Source organism: Aeromonas sp. 600479 (genome assembly GCF_049175515.1).
Classification (GTDB): domain Bacteria; phylum Pseudomonadota; class Gammaproteobacteria; order Enterobacterales; family Aeromonadaceae; genus Aeromonas; species Aeromonas veronii_A.
In genome coordinates this window covers 54457-69930 of record NZ_JAAKVF010000016.1, presented here as the reverse complement: position 1 = coordinate 69930, position 15474 = coordinate 54457, and the positions used below count along the sequence as shown (strand labels likewise).

At 61.7% G+C, this 15474-nt stretch carries 15 protein-coding genes; 7 read left to right on the top strand and 8 right to left on the bottom strand.

Annotated features, from left to right (window positions below; all coding sequences use genetic code 11):
* Positions 1-4: 4 nt before the first annotated feature.
* On the bottom strand, positions 5-3187 hold the full coding sequence (locus G5149_RS16150) for a S41 family peptidase (protein ID WP_337073649.1): 3183 nt from the start codon (positions 3185-3187) through the stop codon (positions 5-7).
* Positions 3188-3469: 282 nt separating this feature from the next.
* On the opposite strand from G5149_RS16150, the gene G5149_RS16145 reads away from it, so the two are divergent.
* The 6 genes from G5149_RS16145 to G5149_RS16120 all read left to right on the top strand — a co-directional run bounded on the left by G5149_RS16145 (position 3470) and on the right by G5149_RS16120 (position 8120).
* Complete coding sequence (locus G5149_RS16145) at positions 3470-3949, top strand: L,D-transpeptidase family protein (protein WP_337073648.1); 480 nt, start codon at positions 3470-3472, stop codon at positions 3947-3949.
* Between the two features lie 120 nt (positions 3950-4069).
* Complete coding sequence (locus G5149_RS16140) at positions 4070-4777, top strand: AzlC family ABC transporter permease (RefSeq protein ID WP_005348822.1); 708 nt, start codon at positions 4070-4072, stop codon at positions 4775-4777.
* 1 nt (position 4778) lies between these two features.
* On the top strand, positions 4779-5114 hold the full coding sequence (locus G5149_RS16135; RefSeq protein ID WP_337073647.1) for an AzlD domain-containing protein: 336 nt from the start codon (positions 4779-4781) through the stop codon (positions 5112-5114).
* Between the two features lie 122 nt (positions 5115-5236).
* Positions 5237-6763: a YjjI family glycine radical enzyme gene (locus G5149_RS16130; protein ID WP_337073646.1), complete on the top strand. Its 1527-nt coding sequence runs from the start codon at positions 5237-5239 to the stop codon at positions 6761-6763.
* A gap of 10 nt (positions 6764-6773) precedes the next feature.
* Positions 6774-7673: a YjjW family glycine radical enzyme activase gene (locus G5149_RS16125; protein ID WP_421212971.1), complete on the top strand. Its 900-nt coding sequence runs from the start codon at positions 6774-6776 to the stop codon at positions 7671-7673.
* A gap of 123 nt (positions 7674-7796) precedes the next feature.
* Positions 7797-8120: a DUF1820 family protein gene (locus G5149_RS16120; protein WP_005343086.1), complete on the top strand. Its 324-nt coding sequence runs from the start codon at positions 7797-7799 to the stop codon at positions 8118-8120.
* Positions 8121-8183: 63 nt separating this feature from the next.
* On the opposite strand, the gene G5149_RS16115 is transcribed toward G5149_RS16120, so the two are convergent.
* The 3 genes from G5149_RS16115 to G5149_RS16105 form a co-directional block, all read right to left on the bottom strand.
* Positions 8184-9116 carry a LysR family transcriptional regulator gene (locus G5149_RS16115; protein WP_005343087.1) on the bottom strand — a complete coding sequence of 311 codons (933 nt, stop codon included), beginning with the start codon at positions 9114-9116 and terminating at the stop codon, positions 8184-8186.
* Between the two features lie 66 nt (positions 9117-9182).
* Positions 9183-10379 carry an aromatic amino acid transaminase gene (locus tag G5149_RS16110; RefSeq protein ID WP_288727298.1) on the bottom strand — a complete coding sequence of 399 codons (1197 nt, stop codon included), beginning with the start codon at positions 10377-10379 and terminating at the stop codon, positions 9183-9185.
* 170 nt (positions 10380-10549) lie between these two features.
* Complete coding sequence (locus G5149_RS16105; RefSeq protein WP_005343089.1) at positions 10550-10825, bottom strand: metal/formaldehyde-sensitive transcriptional repressor; 276 nt, start codon at positions 10823-10825, stop codon at positions 10550-10552.
* A 71-nt stretch (positions 10826-10896) separates the two neighbouring features.
* Here G5149_RS16105 and dmeF point away from each other — a divergent pair, with 71 nt between their 5' ends.
* On the top strand, positions 10897-11850 hold the full coding sequence (gene dmeF / locus G5149_RS16100) for a CDF family Co(II)/Ni(II) efflux transporter DmeF (protein ID WP_337073643.1): 954 nt from the start codon (positions 10897-10899) through the stop codon (positions 11848-11850).
* Positions 11851-12009: 159 nt separating this feature from the next.
* On the opposite strand, the gene G5149_RS16095 is transcribed toward dmeF, so the two are convergent.
* The 4 genes from G5149_RS16095 to G5149_RS16080 form a co-directional block, all read right to left on the bottom strand.
* The gene (locus G5149_RS16095; protein ID WP_266135317.1) at positions 12010-12258 is read right to left on the bottom strand and encodes a hypothetical protein; all 249 of its coding nucleotides are present in this window, start codon (positions 12256-12258) and stop codon (positions 12010-12012) included.
* 66 nt (positions 12259-12324) lie between these two features.
* On the bottom strand, positions 12325-12897 hold the full coding sequence (locus tag G5149_RS16090) for a DNA-J related domain-containing protein (protein WP_421212970.1): 573 nt from the start codon (positions 12895-12897) through the stop codon (positions 12325-12327).
* Positions 12894-14681, bottom strand: a complete 1788-nt coding sequence (locus G5149_RS16085; RefSeq protein ID WP_421212969.1) for a cation:proton antiporter — start codon at positions 14679-14681, stop codon at positions 12894-12896. Before G5149_RS16085 ends, G5149_RS16090 begins: the two co-directional genes overlap by 4 nt.
* A 190-nt stretch (positions 14682-14871) precedes the next feature.
* Entirely contained in the window at positions 14872-15393 is a 522-nt protein-coding gene (locus tag G5149_RS16080; RefSeq protein WP_005354914.1) for an MltR family transcriptional regulator, read from the bottom strand.
* Between the last annotated feature and the right edge of the window lie 81 nt (positions 15394-15474).

The window sequence follows — 15474 nt, the reverse complement described above, 5'->3', positions numbered from 1 at the left end:
GCTGTTACTTGGCGCTCGCAGGCAGTTGCTTGAGGGCGGCTTGTACCGCCGCCTCCAGCTGCGGGTCGCGTCCGGCCACCATGTCAGCGGGGGTGAGGGGCACCTGCAGGTCCGGGATCAGCTCCTGATTTTCGTAGAAGGTGCCGTCCGGCTTGCGCAGCCCCAGTGTCGGAATGCCGTAGGCGAGCCCCGGAAATAGTCTGGAGTCGTGGGCGTAGACCATGGTACCGGTGCCGGGTACAGGGTCGCCGACGATGGGGCCGACCTTGAGGGTGCGGTAGTACTCGGGGAAGGCGGAACCCTCCGAGTAGCTGCCTGCATTGACTAGCACCACCGAGGGCTTGGTCCACTGGCGGGTGGCGGCATCAGTTTCACCCTTACCCTGACGTGGCCAACTGCTGGCCATTCCCTTGGTGCTGCCGCTGCCGGTCAGAAACTCCACCAGGGTGTTGGCCAGGTAGCCCCCCTTGTTGAAGCGCACATCGACGATCAAGGCCTCGCAGTCACGTAGCCGGCCAAGGGCCTGTGCCACCAGCTCTTCATAGGCTGCGCTGCTCATCTCCGGCAGGTAGGCGTAGCCAACGCGGCCCTGGCTCAGGGTGGCCACCAGCTCCTGGCGCTTGCTGACCCAGTTGTCGAGCTGTAACCGATACTCCTGCTGCAGATCGATGGCGGTCACCTCCAGCTCGCTCGCTGCCTTGCCCTGCGGTGGCTGAACGGTAAGTACCAGCCGGTTGCCGGCCTGCTGGTTGAGGGCCTGATCCAGATCGCTCAGATTGGCAATCGGGAGGCCGTTGATGGCGAGCAGACGGGAGCCCGGAACAATGTCGCTCTCCTGGTCCAGCGGGCCGCCCGCCAGCAGGGCGGTGAGGGTCACCCCCTGCTCGTCATCCTGCCAGTACCCCCCCAGGCTGGCGGTTTCGTCCGCCATGCGCGGGAAGGGAGCCGGGCCGCTGCCCCAGGTGTGGGAGACATTGAGCTCGCCAGCCAGTTCTGCGAGCAGGTTGCCAAAGTCGCGGGGATTGCCGATGCCCGACAACTGGCGGCGGTAGGCGGCGACATAGCCGTCCCAATCCACCCCGTTCATATCGTCCCGATAGAATTCGTCCCGGGTGAGCCGGGTGATCTGATCGAAGGCGGCGGCCATACGAGCTCGCCAATGCAGCTGGTTTTGCAGGGCAAAGGGGGCGCTGTGGATCTCGCCTGAGTTGAGGTCGATGCGGGTGATCTCCCCCTCCCGAACCAGGGTGGCGAGGGTGGCTTGCCGGTTGAGGCTGGCCAGTACCGGGCCTGGCTGTTCGGCAAACAGCACCCGGGTATCACCTTTGCGCAGATCCCGGGCATAACCTTTGATCTCGCTCTGATCACCGTCGCCAGCCTCTTCGACCAGATAGATAAGCTGGTCATCAACGATGCGACTGGTCAGCAGTACCCCGGTGGGCAGTAGCTGCAGCGCCTCGCGATGGCCCAGTCGTTCACTCTCGAAGCCGTAGCCACCTTTGGGAGCCTCCCGCTCGGCCAGAAAGTCGGCCTTGGCGGCGCGACTGCTGTATAGGCCGAGCAGATTGTTACCGAGCGGTTCGCCATCGGCCCCCAGCACACCATATCGGGTCGATTGCCAGTAGAGGATAGCGCCATCCTGGCTCCAGACGGGAGAGCTATCCTGATAGCCGTTGAGGCTGACATTGACCGGTACCGCGCCGGGGCTGGCGGTATCGATGACGGCGATCTCCTGCTGAGCCGAGTCGGGGCGGAAGGTGAGCGCCAGATGGCGGGAGTCGGGGGCAAAAGCGAGAGAGACCTCGTGGCGTGACGGATTGAAGCTGGCAGGGACCAGCTCCCGCTGCTGGTTGCTCGCCAGATCCAGCAGATGGATGGCCTGACCATCCACCACAAAGGCGAGCTGTTTGCCGTCCGGGGAGAGCACAGGACGGCTGATCCCCTTGCCGGGAATGGCCAGCAGCAGGCTTTCGGTCAGGGTACCCGGTGCGCTGAACAGCCGCTCGGGATCCTCCTTGCTCAGCCGGTAGAGCGCTGCGTGTCCCTGCTGCTCCGAGAGGTAAATGAGGGAGCCACCTTGCTCTGCATAGAGCGGACTGGACTGTTCGCTTGGGGAATGGGTGAGCTGGCGCACCCGCTCCCGGCCAGGGTTGACGGCGTAGAGGTTGCCTTCGCTGGTCAGGATCAGCTCGTCTCCCTCTTCGCTGACCACCATGTCATCGGCCATCCCGGACGATACGCCGAGTTGATCGGGTTCGATGGCTATCTGCGGCTGAATAAGCAGTTTGCGTGGAGTATTGCTGCCCTCGTCGAGGCGATAGATCTCCCCTTGCCACGACCAGACCAGATCCCCCTTGGTCGAGGCACTCAACCCCCTGACCGGGTGACCCTGATAGTGGGTGAGCTGCAGCTCTGTACCGCTGGCGAGATCCCGGCGCCAGACGTTGAAATCTCCGCTGCGCTCACTCAGGTAAAAGAGAGCATCCCCCTTGTCGCTCCAGACCGGATCGGTGGCCGCAATCCGATCTTCGGTCAGTTGCTTATGCTGCTTGCCATCAAACAGCCAGAGGCGGGAGACGGCAAATGAACGCTGGTGTTTGCGAAACGGTTGATCCATGGCTGGCATCTGATAAGCCAATCTGGCACCGTGCGGACGCGCCAGAGTGGCAGGTAGCGGCAAGTCAGCTTGCAGCATTCCGCCACTAACCGGCGTCCAGTAGAGCTCGCCCCACTGAACCCCTTCCGCGATGAAGTGATCGGCTGTAGCCGAGCCTGGGCGCTGGCTGCTCAGCAACAGCCGTTTGCCATCGGCGCTGAAGGCTTGCGGCAGATCGGTGCGCGAATCGCGGGTGAGGCGCACCATCTCGCCGCCGCTGGCGGGCACCACGAACACATCTTCGTTGCCATAGAGATTGGCGGCAAAGGCGAGTTGTTTGCCATCGGGCGACCAGACGGGGCGCTGGCTCAGGTAGCCGCTGCCGGTGAGCGCTGTGGCGGGCCCCCCCTCGGCACTGGCTATAAAAATTCGCCCCTGCCAGGTAAAGGCGAGCCGAGTGCCATCGGGAGAGAGGGCTGGTTCGCGTAGCCAGCGCGGCTCTTCGGCTCCGGCTGTGCCGGTCAACCAGAGCAGGACGCTGGCCAGCAGCAGACGGGGCAGCAAAGAGTTCGGCAAGAAGTACAGAGACATGATGTCATCCTGAATCAGGTTCAAATGCTACATATTTATCGATCAGAGGTCTCATGGCCAGCCAGAAAATGTAAGCTATCTTTTTGTTTTTATTATCAATTGGCCATATCAGCGAAGACCGTTCATGGGCCATTCACCTCTCACCGCCAAGATATGTTTCATTGGGTCTATTGAGTATTGATGGCGATCCAATATCATGGCGCTCGCTCGCCGCTCGGCGGGCATCGTTCAGATGATCTGGTAACAAGAAAAGCCCGCACCAGAGGCTTGTCGAGGGATGGAATGAGAGCCGTATTACTGTGTTTGTTGGGGCTTTGGCCCGCATTGAGTTTTGCCTTGACCGAAAAAGCCGATTTGGTGGTGGTCAAGAAGTCGACCTATAGCCTGACCCTGATGAAGGAGGGCAAAGAACTGAAGCGCTACTGGATTGCTCTGGGCCCGGCGCCCAAGGGGCACAAGCAGCAGGAAGGGGATCAGCGTACTCCGGAAGGACGCTACACCCTCGACTACAAGAAGACCAATTCCGGCTACTACAAAGCCATCCATATCAACTATCCGAACCTGGATGACATCAAGCGTGCCAATGAGCTGGGTGTTCGTCCGGGTGGCATGATCATGATCCACGGCCAGCGCAACAGCATTGGCAACCGCAGGGTTCAGCCTTCCAACTGGACCAACGGCTGCATCGCCATGCTCAACCACGAGCTGGATGAGGTGTGGGACGCTATTGACCCGGGTACGCCCATCGTCATCGAGCCCTGATCCCCTTGTGCACGCCCGCGACTCCGCGGGCGTTTTATTTCCCGCCAGTGATGACGTGACAGCGCTTGTTGTCCCGTGCTAGTTTTTTCGGCTCGCTTTGGCTGTGACAAGGAAGATCACATGATGTCAGTAACGAGCGTGCCCGAGCGAACGGGGATGCTCTGGTGGCGTGCCACACTGGATATGCTCCCGCTCTCCATTTCGGTGATCCCCTGGGGGATCCTGTGTGGCGCTTTGGCGTTGCAGGCAGGGCTGAGTCCGCTTCAGGCTCAGCTGATGTCGTTGCTGGTCTACGCCGGAGCCGCCCAGCTCTCGGCCACGACCCTGTTTGGGGCGGGCACGCCCCTGCTGCCCATTATGGGCTCCACCATGGTGATCACTTCCCAGCATCTGCTATACGGCTTCACCTTCCGCCGTGACGTATTGCCGCTCTCCCTGCGCTGGCGTGCCAGCCTTGCTTTTTTCCTGACCGATGAGATGTTCGCTGTGGCGCTGAAAGACCGGGAGCGCAGCGGCCACTTTGATCCGGCCTACGCGCTCATCGCGGGATTCGTCTTCTATCTGTTCTGGAATCTGGCGACCCTGCTCGGTATCGCGGCCGGCCAGTACATCGATGGACTGGACAGCATGGGGCTGGATTTTGCCATCGCGGCCACCTTCATCGCCATGACAATTCCCGCCATGAAAAACCTGCCCATGGTGGCGGCCACTCTGGTGAGCGGCGGCACAGCGTTGCTTACCAAGCCGCTGCTGGCGGAGATCCACATCATCGTCTCGGCTCTGGCTGGCATGGTGGTGGGCTATGTGCTGCACCGGATGAGGAGGTAGCGTGAGTTGGCTGATGATTGGCCTGCTGGCCCTGATCACCTTTTTCAACCGCTTCGCCTTCTTTTCTCGGTTGACCCGATATCAGCCGGGTTCCGAGATGGGGGCGTTTCTCGGCTTCTCGGCCCAGTCGGTGCTGACCGCCATCTGGTTGCCCATCGTCTTTAGCTACGAGCCGGGGATAGGTCTTGACTGGGATCCTGACTACCTGGCCGCCACCCTGTGGGTGATGCTCTTGACCCTGTTGCGGCTGCCGACTCTGGTTGTGGTGGTGGGCGGAATGGGGGGCTTCTTCCTGCTGCGCTGGCTGGGAGGCATAGCAGAGCTCTTGCCTTGGTGAAACGCGAGTCGTGATCTTGTGTAATGGATGTCATTATTCGACATCCGTCATGTCATGAATGTCACTTCAAAAAAGGCCTTTAAATGGTGAGGATATGGGCTCTGTCCGTGAAGGAGTGTCCCATGTCTTTGACCGAAACCTGTCAGCGCATTGTGCGCGATCCCCATCTCTCCGCAGCCCAGAAGAGCCATGCACTGGCACTGGCTGCCGAGAATGCATTGCCCTACCCCGACCTGCCTGCTGCAGTCGCCGAGGCGATGACGCAGGGATTTATCTGCGACATGTTCGAAGGGCACGCCCCCTACAAGCCACGTTATGTACTGCCGGACTATGAAAAATTCCTGACTCAGGGCTCTCCCTGGCTGGAGCTGGCGGCGCCGCAGGATTTCGACGAGGCGCTCGATGCCCTGCGCATCCTCTATCACCATGTCCCCTCGGTCACCGGCATGCCGGTCTGGCTGGGGCGGCTCGACCACCTGCTGCTGCCCTTCGTCGGCGAACTGGATGACGAGACTCTCTATCGCAAGCTGAAGGGGTTCTGGGTCTATCTGGACCGGGTGCTGCCGGACGCCTTCATGCACGTCAACATCGGCCCCGATGACAACCGGATCTGCCGCCTGATCCTGCGCATCGACAACGAGCTCAAGCAGGTGGCGCCAAACCTCACCTTTTTCCACGATCCGGAGCAGACCCCGGACGATCTGCTGCTGCAGGCGGTGAAGAACATTGCCGAGTGCAGCAAGCCGCACATCGCCAACTACCCGATCCATCGCGATACCTTCGACCAGCGTGGTTTTGGTATCGTCAGCTGCTACAACGCCCTGCCGCAGGCGGGTGGCGCCAATACCCTGGTGCGCATCTCCCTCAAGCGGGTCGCCGAGCAGGCTCAGGGTATAGATGATTTCCTCGGCTGCCTGTTGCCCCACTACTGCCGTCTGGCCTCGCAACTGATCGAGGCGAGAGCCGCCTTCCTGCACGAGGAGTCCGGTTTCTTCGACTGCTTCCTGGTCAAGGAGGGGCTGCTGGATGAGGAGCGCTTTGTCCCCATGTTCGGCATCTACGGCATGGCGGAAGCGGTGAATATCCTGATGGATAAAGAGAATCTGCCAGATCGTTATGGACACGACGACGAGGCGAATCAGCTTGGCTATCGCATCTCGGCTCAGCTCTCGGAATATGTCACTGCGACGCCGCAAACCCACGCCTGGGGGGGGCGCGCGCTGCTGCACTCACAGGGTGGCCTCAGCATCGATGTGGCTGTGACTCCCGGGGTGCGCATCCCTTATGGTCATGAGCCGGATCCCGCCAGCCATGTGTTGGCGCTGGCGCCGCACCATAGCTATTACCACTCGGGGATCAGCGAGATCCTGACCCTGGATCCCACCATCCGCCAGAACCCGCAGGCGCTGTTGCAGCTCTGCAAAGGGGCGCTCGCCATCGGTATGCGCGAGTTCACCGCCAACGTGGCCGACAGCGATCTGGTGCGGGTGACCGGCTACATGATCCGCAAGAGCGATGTGGCTCGTTTCGCAGAAGAAGGCTCGCGCTTGCAGACCACCTGTCTCGGGGCCGAGGCGAGTGAAGTGACCGCCATTCGTCAGCGAGCACCGCGGGTAGTCGCCCACGAATCGACCATCTGCGAGTATTGAGTTCGCACCGATGGCTGATGTTTTGCCAAAACGCAGCGCCCTGGTGAGCAGGGTGCTGCCCTTTTCTTGTGTTGACGGGCCGGGCAACCGGCTGGTGCTGTTTCTGCAGGGCTGCAACTTTCGCTGCCCCGGCTGCCATAATCCGCACACCATAGGGCTGTGCGACGATTGCGGTGACTGTATTGCTGTCTGCCCGAGCGGTGCGCTGACCCTTACTGAGGGCCGCCCCGGGAAATGCAGCGTGCGCTGGCAGGCGGCGCTCTGCACCGATTGCGATGCTTGTCTCGATGCGTGCCCGCGCAGCGCCAATCCGAAGATTGCCACCATGACGGTGACCGAGGTGCTGGACCTGCTGCGCCGCTACAGCCCCTTGCTCAGCGGGATTACCGTCTCCGGTGGTGAGGCGACCACCCAGCTTCCCTTCGTGGTTGCGCTGTTTGCCGCCATCAAGGCTGCGCCGGATCTGGCTCATCTCACTTGCCTGCTCGACAGCAACGGCTCGTTGGCCGAGAGCGGTTGGCAGCGGCTATTGCCGGTGCTCGATGGCGCCATGCTCGATCTCAAGGGGTGGCGTGACACGGTGCATCATTCGCTGACCGGCTATGGTCGCGAGCGGGTGTTGGCGTCTCTGCAACTGCTGGCACGTCACGGCAAGCTGACCGAACTGCGGCTGCTCCATGTGCCGGGCAAGAGCGATTTTCTGGATAAGAGCGGTGAGCTGGACGCGGAGCTCGCCGCTTTCCTGCTGCGGCTGGGGCCAGTACCTATCCGTATCAATGGTTTTCGTCATCATGGGGTACGTGGTGAGGCGAGTCGCTGGTCAGACGCGACCCGCAGCGAGCTGGAGTGGCTGGCGAATCGGTTACGTGCTGCTGGAGTGGGGGCCGTGACCTTGCCCCCTTTGATCTGAAGGGGCGAATCGATTCCCTAGTTGTGCAGTAAAAGCAAACAACTGTGACTTCTGTCTATTGGAGGGGACCTTGTGGCTCGTTATGATATTGCCCATCCGTCCACCCTCCACGACAGATAAATCATGAGTGAAAGCAAGGCGTTATATCGGGTTCAGTTTATTTGCCACAACGAGCGCTATGAGGTTTATGTGCGCGAGGTGAATCAGGGCCAACTGTTTGGATTTATCGAGATCGCCGATTTTGTCTGGGACAATCACACGGCGCTTATCGTCGATCCCAGCCATGAAAAGCTCAAGAGCGAATTTGCCGATGTGCATCACACCCTTATCCCCATGCATCAGGTGTTGCGCATCGATCAGGTGAAAAAGCAGGGGGCTGCCCGCATTACTGATCTGGGTAGCAATGTCGCCTCTTTCCCCAGCCCCATTTATACCAAACGTCCCTGATCCCTCATTGCCATGGATGTTTCGCCGTGGCGAAACATCCATCTCTTCTCGCTGTCACCTGGCTCAGGGCTCGACCAGCTCGCGACCCAGTTGCAGGATCCGCTGGCGGAACCAGTGGCGGGCCGAACCATCACCGGCCGGGCCATACCAGACCAGACTGTGACTCACCTTGCCGTAATCGAACGGTGCCGGGCGCATCACCAGATCCGGCTGACTGGCCATGCAGGCCGCCCATCCACCGATGGCGGTGAGGATCAGATCGGTCTGGGGTAGCAGGGCCGCCGCGCTGGCAAAATCGGGCAGGGTGGCGCCAATCTGGCGACGCACCTGTTGCTGGGCCAGACTCTGCTCGAAGAAGGGGTTGGCCAGCTCCTGATCCCGGATGGCGATATGGCGCCAGCTCAGATAAGCATCGAGATCCCAGGGCTTGGCGAGCGCCGGATGATCTTTGCGTAACAGGCAGACCAGTTTTTCTTCCCGCAGGGTCTCCCACACCAGCCCGGGCTGGCGCGGTAACGGCTGGCTCTGGTCATGGGGCAGGATGACGAAGTCGAGTTTGCCCGCTGCCAGCGCCTCCAGCCCCTGCTCATCCTTGTTCCAGATCTCCGGCACCATACCCGGCACCTCCTGCATCAGCTGACCCAGAATGGGGCCCACCGGCCAGGTCATCACACTCTCGCGCAATCCGAGCCGCAAGCTGCCCTGCCACTGCTGGGGGTTGAAGGCGTTCTGGCGGGTGAGGCCGTTCAGCTCCCCCAGCAGCCGATGCAGGGTGGGAGCCAGTCGCTCGGCCATGGGGGTGAGCAGCAGCTGGTTGCCCTGGCGATAGAGCAGTTGATCCCCCAGCAGATCCCGCAGCTGGTTGAGGGTCTTGCTGACGGTAGAAGGCGTGGTGCAGAGCCGCTCGGCGGTGCGGGTGACGCTCTGGTTGTCTAGCAGCAGATGCAGGGTGACCAGATGGCGACCTCCCAGCCGAGAGAGAGCGATCAGATCCATAAGTACTCCACAAGCGAAGGGAAGAGACAAGACAAAAAAGCCCCGCCGAAGCGGGGCTTGTGCGGATTAGCCCTTGAGCACAGCCGCCATGGCGTCGGCCACGTAGTCGACGTTGCGGCTGTTGAGGCCCGCCACGCACATGCGGCCGGAGCGCACCAGATAGACGGCGAACTCTTCGCGCAGTCTGTCAACCTGCTCCGGCGTGAAGCCGGTGTAGCTGAACATGCCGCGCTGGTTGATGAAGTAGCTGAAATCGCGGCCCGGCACCTTGGCGCTCAGCACCTCGAACAGCTTCTGGCGCATGGCCTTGATGCGGGTGCGCATCTCGGTCACTTCATCGACCCACATGGCGTGCAGCTCGGGTTGGCTCATCACAGCCGCGGTGATCTGGCCACCGTGAGTGGGAGGGCTGGAGTAGTTGCGGCGCACGGTGGCCTTCATCTGGCCCAGTACGCGGCTGGCTTCTTCGGCATCCTGGCAGATGACCGACAGGCCGCCGCACCGCTCGCCGTAGAAAGAGAGGTTCTTGGAAAACGAGTTGCTGACGAAGAAGCTGACGCCGGCGGCCACCATGGCGCGAATGGCATAGGCATCCTCTTCCAGCCCGTCACCGAAGCCCTGATAGGCGATGTCCATAAAGGGGATCAGGTTCTTCTCGACCACAAGTGCGATCACCCGATCCCACTGGGCACGGGAGAGATCCACCCCGGTCGGGTTGTGGCAGCAGGGGTGCAGCAGCACGATGCTCTTGGCTGGCAGGCTGCGCAGGCAGTCGATCATGGCATCGAACTGTACGCCGCCAGTGGCCGCATCGTAGTAGGGGTAGTCATGCACCTTGATGCCGGCCCCCTCGAACATCGCCTTGTGGTTGTCCCAGGTGGGATTGCTGACCCACACCTCGGAGGTCGGGAAGTAGCGCTTGAGCAGATCGGCGCCGATCTTCAGGGCGCCGGAGCCGCCGATGGTCTGGATGGTGGCGATACGTCCCGCCTTGACCGCTTCATGGTCGGCACCAAACAGCAGGTGCTGCACCGCAGTGCGGTAGTTGGCGGCACCCTCCATCGGCTGGTAGGGACGCGGCGCCGGGGCGGCAGCGCGCTGGGCTTCGGCCTGCTGCACCGACGGCAGCAGCGGAATGCGGCCCTGCTCGTCGTAATAGAGGCCGATCCCCAGGTTCACCTTCTGTTCGCGGGTGTCTTTGTGGAAGGTCTCGACCAGGGTCAGGATGGGGTCGCCAGCATAAGCATCGACGTGTTCAAACATGGGGGGTCCTTGAAATTGACTGTCCAGTAAAACCGGCGGTCAGCCGGGCTGGACATCATGGCGCAAAGCTGGCGGTGGCTCAAGCCCGAAAGGGACGGGGGCTGGCGGGCAGACGCCGCACAGCCGTAAACGGGATGATGCGGGGTTGCCCTCAGCCTCGTTCACCGGCCTTACTTCAGATAGGATCGCAATACCCGCACTACTTGATCCAGATCTTCCAGCCGCTCGGCCGGGGTCGCCTCTTCGGCGCCCAGGTGCTCACGCATGTGCCCTTCCAGCACCTCCAGCATCAGGCCGTTGACGGCACCACGAATGGCCGCGATCTGCTGCAAAATGGCGGCGCAGTCGCTCTCCTGCTCCAGCGCGTGCTCCAGCGCACCGGCCTGTCCCTTGATGCGACGTACCCGTGCCAGCAGCTTCTTTTTACCGTGAATGGTGTGTGACATGCAGGATCCTCTCGATCAATAAAACTATACTGGGGTATAGTATATTGCATTATCGTCCTCAGGAGAAATCCATGTCATCCCTTGTCTCATCCCACTGCCACCAACCCGTCGTCCACGAAGGGAATCCGCTGGCTGAACAGAAAACCCGTTGGGCCGTGCTGCTGACCGTCATCATGATGGTGGTGGAGATCGGCGGCGGCTGGTTTTACAACTCCATGGCGCTGCTGGCCGACGGCTGGCATATGAGCTCCCACGCGCTGGCGCTCGGTCTCTCGGTGCTGGCCTATCGCGCCGCCCGCCACTTTGCCCGCGACCACAGATTCAGCTTCGGCACCTGGAAGATCGAGGTGCTGGGTGGCTTCACCAGTGCTCTCCTGCTGGTGGGGGTGGCCGGGCTGATGCTGTTCGAGTCGGTGTTCCGGCTACTGGATCCCAGCCCAATCCACTATCAACAGGCGATCGCCATCGCGCTGGTGGGGCTGCTGGTGAACCTGGCCTGTGCCTGGTTGCTCAAGGATGATCACAGCCATCATCACCACGGCCATGACCACCATCATGAGCATCACGACCACGATCATCATGACCATGACGCTCACCACGGCCATCAGGATCTCAACCTGCGCGCCGCCTATATCCACGTGCTGGCGGATGCGGCCACTTCCGTGCTGGCGATCCTAGCACTGGTGGGGGGCATGCTGTGGGGGGCTGACTGGCTGGATCCCCTGATGGGCATAGTGGGGGCCGTACTGGTGGCTGTGTGGGCCTGGGGTCTGTTGCGTGACTCCGGTCGGGTGTTACTGGATGCCGAGATGGATACCCCGTTGGTGGGTGAGATCCGTGAGGTGATTGCCGACCTGCCGGATGCCGAGATCCGCGATCTGCACGTCTGGCGGGTGGGACAGCAACAGTATGCCTGCGTGCTCTCCCTGCTGATGGCGGCGCCTGTCTCCGCCAGCGAGATCCGCGCGCGGTTGGCGATACATGAAGAGCTGGTCCATGTAACCATAGAGATAGCCACTCCATAGCCAGACTTATAGCTGTCTATGCCAGATAGCGTGCAACTTGCACTCTGCAACACGAGCAAATCGAAGCAGTTTTTCTGGGGAGGCCTGTGGCAGGCAAGTGCTGACTATATGCCTGGTACAAGCCTCACCGGGGCTAGGGGTGAGATGTGGCGGTTTGAGTTAACGTTCGAAGAAGCGATAGAGGTGTTCTACCTGCATCGGGCAGTCAGCTACCAGATGCACATGATCGCGGGCCTGCTCGACCGTATCGAAACTGACCGGGCAGCCGAGGGTGTCGGTCAGCTCGTAGAGAGCGCCATCATTGCCTCTGAATTCGATGAGCCAGCCGGGGATGGCCACGTCGTGGAGTATTTCGGCCTCTTGCAGGATCTGTTGTTGATAGAGCTTGCGAAGTTCACTGACTGTCATGATGCTCTCCTGTGAAGGGGGATTCAGCTCCAGTCTATGCCTCTCTTTGTGCGGACGGCAACCGGATCATCCCCGCAGGACCTCCCGGGCCCAGCGGATACGGATAAAGGTCTCGGCATTACCACCTCGATCCGGATGGTGCTGCAATGCCAGCTCCCGCCAGCGGCGGCGGATCGCCTCCTGACTCGCCCCTTCATTCAACTCGAACAGGGCCAGCGCCTCGGCTTTGTGCCCCTCACCGTCATAAGCGTGCCAGAAGCGGTTGAGCAGGGCCTCTACTTCGGCACGATCGGTCTGCCAGAACACCTGCCAGTCGAGATAGTAGCCGCGCAGATTTTCGCTAAGGGCAAAGCCGTGGTTGACCTCCTGGTTCCCGGCCAGCGGTTCGAGCCGGATATCCAGGGTGCTGATCACTAGCCACCATCCTTCTTGCCAGAGCTCGGCCTGCAACTGGTAGAGGGCGTTCATGATCAGGAAGTTGACCCGAAACAGCTGCAACTGCTCGTCGTCGGCCAGCCGGGGGATCGCCCCCTGCTGGCGCAGGGCGGCCATCAGTTCATGCACCTTGTAGCTGCCCGCCGCCTGTTGCAGCAGCACCAGCAGAGGGGCGATCAGCGGATTATGGTTGGCTTCGTTCATTCGGCGCCCTGCTCTCTGGGCGGCTGCAGGGCGATCAGCAGCTCACCCGCCTGCGGAGTGACGGGGCCGGTAACGATCTGGGGCTTGCCCTTGCCATCCATGATGAAGAGCGGGATGGCGCCGGGATTGGCGGTCTGATACTGGGCCCAGTCGAACGCCTCGCTCAGGCGGGTCGCCTTGATCTGGCCGCCCCGGCTCAGCAGGCTGCTCAGCCGGGCATAGTTGATGTCGGGGCCGAACAGGTTCTGGCGAGCGCGAAAGGTGGCGCTTTCCCGGTTGGCCTTGCCGTGCTGCTCGCTGGAGCGCAGGGAGTAGACCTGCTCCTCGCCGTAGAGGTGGGCGAAGTGCAGCACCCCGAGGGCGTTGTTGTGGCGGTTGGGGGAGAGCGCCAGCACGGTACTGATGCTGGTGAGCGGCAGGTGCAGCTCGGCATGTTCCGACTGGGGGTTGCCGAAATAGCAGGGGAGGTTGCTCATCCGCGCCTGTTTGCAGAACTCCCAGGCGGGATCGCAGAGCTGTACCGGCACCCCCTGATCCGCCAGCGCCCGGCCTATGGTCCGCGCCACCGAGTTGGCCCCTATGATGAGCCAGGTGTTGGGGGCGCTCTGGCGCATTTTGAGCAGGCTAGCCAGCGGTGCCGAGGTGAGGCTCTGCAACACCACGGTGGAGATGATCACCGCAAATACCAGTGGCACCAGCTTGTCGGCATCGGGGATCTCGGCCTGATGCAGGCTGATGGCGAACGAGGCACTGACTGCCGCCGCGACTATGCCGCGCGGGGCGATCCAGCTTAGCAGGGCGCGAGCTCGCCAGGAGAGATCCGAGCCCCAGGTCGAGACCAGAATACAGAGCGGGCGCGCCACGAATTGCACCACGCAGAGCAGTGCCAGCACCATGGGGCCGAGTTGCCAGAGCTGGGCCAGATCGAGGCGGGCCGCCAGCAGGATAAACAGGCTGGAGATAAGGATGACAGCGAGGTCTTCTTTGAATGCCAGCACCTCCTCGAGATCCAGCCCCTCCTGATTGGCGAGCCAGATGCCGAACACGGTCACCGCCAGCAGACCGGATTCGTGGCTGAGCCAGTTGGATAGACTGAAAGTGACCAGCACCAGCGCCAGCACGCCGAACTTGTGCAGACTGACCGGCAGCCAGTCCTTGCGAATGAGCAGGGTTGTGAGCCAACCAGCCGTCCCCCCGATCAGGGAGCCGACCAGCACTGTCTTGCCCAGCGCCAACAGGGTATGGCTGATGAGGTCTCCCTGACTGCCGAGGCGTACTGCCTCGAACACCAGCACCGCAAACAGGGCGCCGATGGGGTCGATGACGATCCCCTCCCAGCGCAGGATCCTGTCCACCTCCCGGGTGGGGCGGATCACGTTGAGCATGGGGGCGATCACCGTCGGGCCCGTTACTACCAGTACCGCGCCGAGCATGGTGGCGACCCGCCAGTCCAGCCCCAGCAGGAAGTAACCGGCGCTGCCGATGACGGCGAAACTGACCAGCATGCCGGTGGAGCAGAGATTGCGCACCACCTTGCCGATCCCCTTGAGCTCGGCCAGATGAAGGGTCAACGCCCCCTCGAACAGGATGATGGCCACCGACAGGGAGACCAGCGGAAACAGCAGATCCCCGAGCAGGGCATCGGGGTCGAGCAGGCCGCTGACCGGGCCCAGAGTCAGGCCGGTGAGCAGCAGAAACAGGATGGCGGGTACCCGCAGCGACCAGGCAAGCCATTGGGCCAGCACGGAGACCAGGGCGATCCCGGCCAGAGAGAGGGCAATCATGCAGACCTCGATTCAGGCAGTGAGTATGGAGCTAGTGTAGTGGCTAAGTTGGTCAGATTGACACCCGAAGGAGCGTGCATCATGGCCGGGATGGGGAGATGTGCGACAGTCGGCGTCATGGTGGCTGGCGGTGTTGTGCAGGGCGCCAGCCAGATGCCAACCGTGGTGATGGGGTGGCCTCGGGGCCGGATTAGATGGGGCTCTCCTTGTGGAGCTCGCCGACACAGTCGGCCAGCGCCAGTACCAGTGCGGAGCGCACCATCTGATCGAGCCGGTTGAGCTGCATCTGGTAGAAGGCCCAATCCTCTTCGCTGGCAGGGGGCTCCAGCTTCATCATGCCGCCCTGATTGACCCCGTGCAGGCGGTCGAGCAGATCGCGGATCGGCTTGTCGCTGAAGCGGTAATCCTTGGGGTCGCGCACCAGAAAGTCGCGGATCTTGAGATAGGCTTCCAGATCCTGATAGCGCTCGAGTGATATGAGGCCGAGGGCGAAGATAAGCTTGAGGCGCACCTCCAGCTGGCCGAGGGGGCCGCTCTGGTTGAGCAGGGGTTCAATGGCGTATTTGACGGCATACTCCTCCTGACGAAAGGCGCGTCGCATCAGGGAGTCGACCGCTTCTTCCAGGATGGTCACGGCTTCGAGAAAGAAGCCGCGGGGGCCATCCTGCTCGTTCAGTCGTTCCAGTACTTCATCTTCCTGGTGTGTGGTCATAGGTGCATTGGGTCCAGCTGACAGGGAGAGAGTCAGCCTCTCTCCCGGTTTTTATCATATGGGGCGCATTTCCTTGCGATT

Bases quoted from the DNA above. Each gene is read 5' to 3' on its own strand.
- G5149_RS16150 (WP_337073649.1), bottom strand. From the start codon at position 3,187: ATGTCTCTGTACTTCTTGCCGAACTCTTTGCTGCCCCGTCTGCTGCTG.
- G5149_RS16145 (WP_337073648.1), top strand. From the start codon at position 3,470: ATGAGAGCCGTATTACTGTGTTTGTTGGGGCTTTGGCCCGCATTGAGT.
- G5149_RS16140 (WP_005348822.1), top strand. From the start codon at position 4,070: ATGATGTCAGTAACGAGCGTGCCCGAGCGAACGGGGATGCTCTGGTGG.
- G5149_RS16130 (WP_337073646.1), top strand. From the start codon at position 5,237: ATGTCTTTGACCGAAACCTGTCAGCGCATTGTGCGCGATCCCCATCTC.
- G5149_RS16125 (WP_421212971.1), top strand. From the start codon at position 6,774: ATGGCTGATGTTTTGCCAAAACGCAGCGCCCTGGTGAGCAGGGTGCTG.
- G5149_RS16120 (WP_005343086.1), top strand. From the start codon at position 7,797: ATGAGTGAAAGCAAGGCGTTATATCGGGTTCAGTTTATTTGCCACAAC.
- G5149_RS16115 (WP_005343087.1), bottom strand. From the start codon at position 9,116: ATGGATCTGATCGCTCTCTCTCGGCTGGGAGGTCGCCATCTGGTCACC.
- G5149_RS16110 (WP_288727298.1), bottom strand. From the start codon at position 10,379: ATGTTTGAACACGTCGATGCTTATGCTGGCGACCCCATCCTGACCCTG.
- G5149_RS16105 (WP_005343089.1), bottom strand. From the start codon at position 10,825: ATGTCACACACCATTCACGGTAAAAAGAAGCTGCTGGCACGGGTACGT.
- dmeF (WP_337073643.1), top strand. From the start codon at position 10,897: ATGTCATCCCTTGTCTCATCCCACTGCCACCAACCCGTCGTCCACGAA.
- G5149_RS16095 (WP_266135317.1), bottom strand. From the start codon at position 12,258: ATGACAGTCAGTGAACTTCGCAAGCTCTATCAACAACAGATCCTGCAA.
- G5149_RS16090 (WP_421212970.1), bottom strand. From the start codon at position 12,897: ATGAACGAAGCCAACCATAATCCGCTGATCGCCCCTCTGCTGGTGCTG.
- G5149_RS16085 (WP_421212969.1), bottom strand. From the start codon at position 14,681: ATGATTGCCCTCTCTCTGGCCGGGATCGCCCTGGTCTCCGTGCTGGCC.
- G5149_RS16080 (WP_005354914.1), bottom strand. From the start codon at position 15,393: ATGACCACACACCAGGAAGATGAAGTACTGGAACGACTGAACGAGCAG.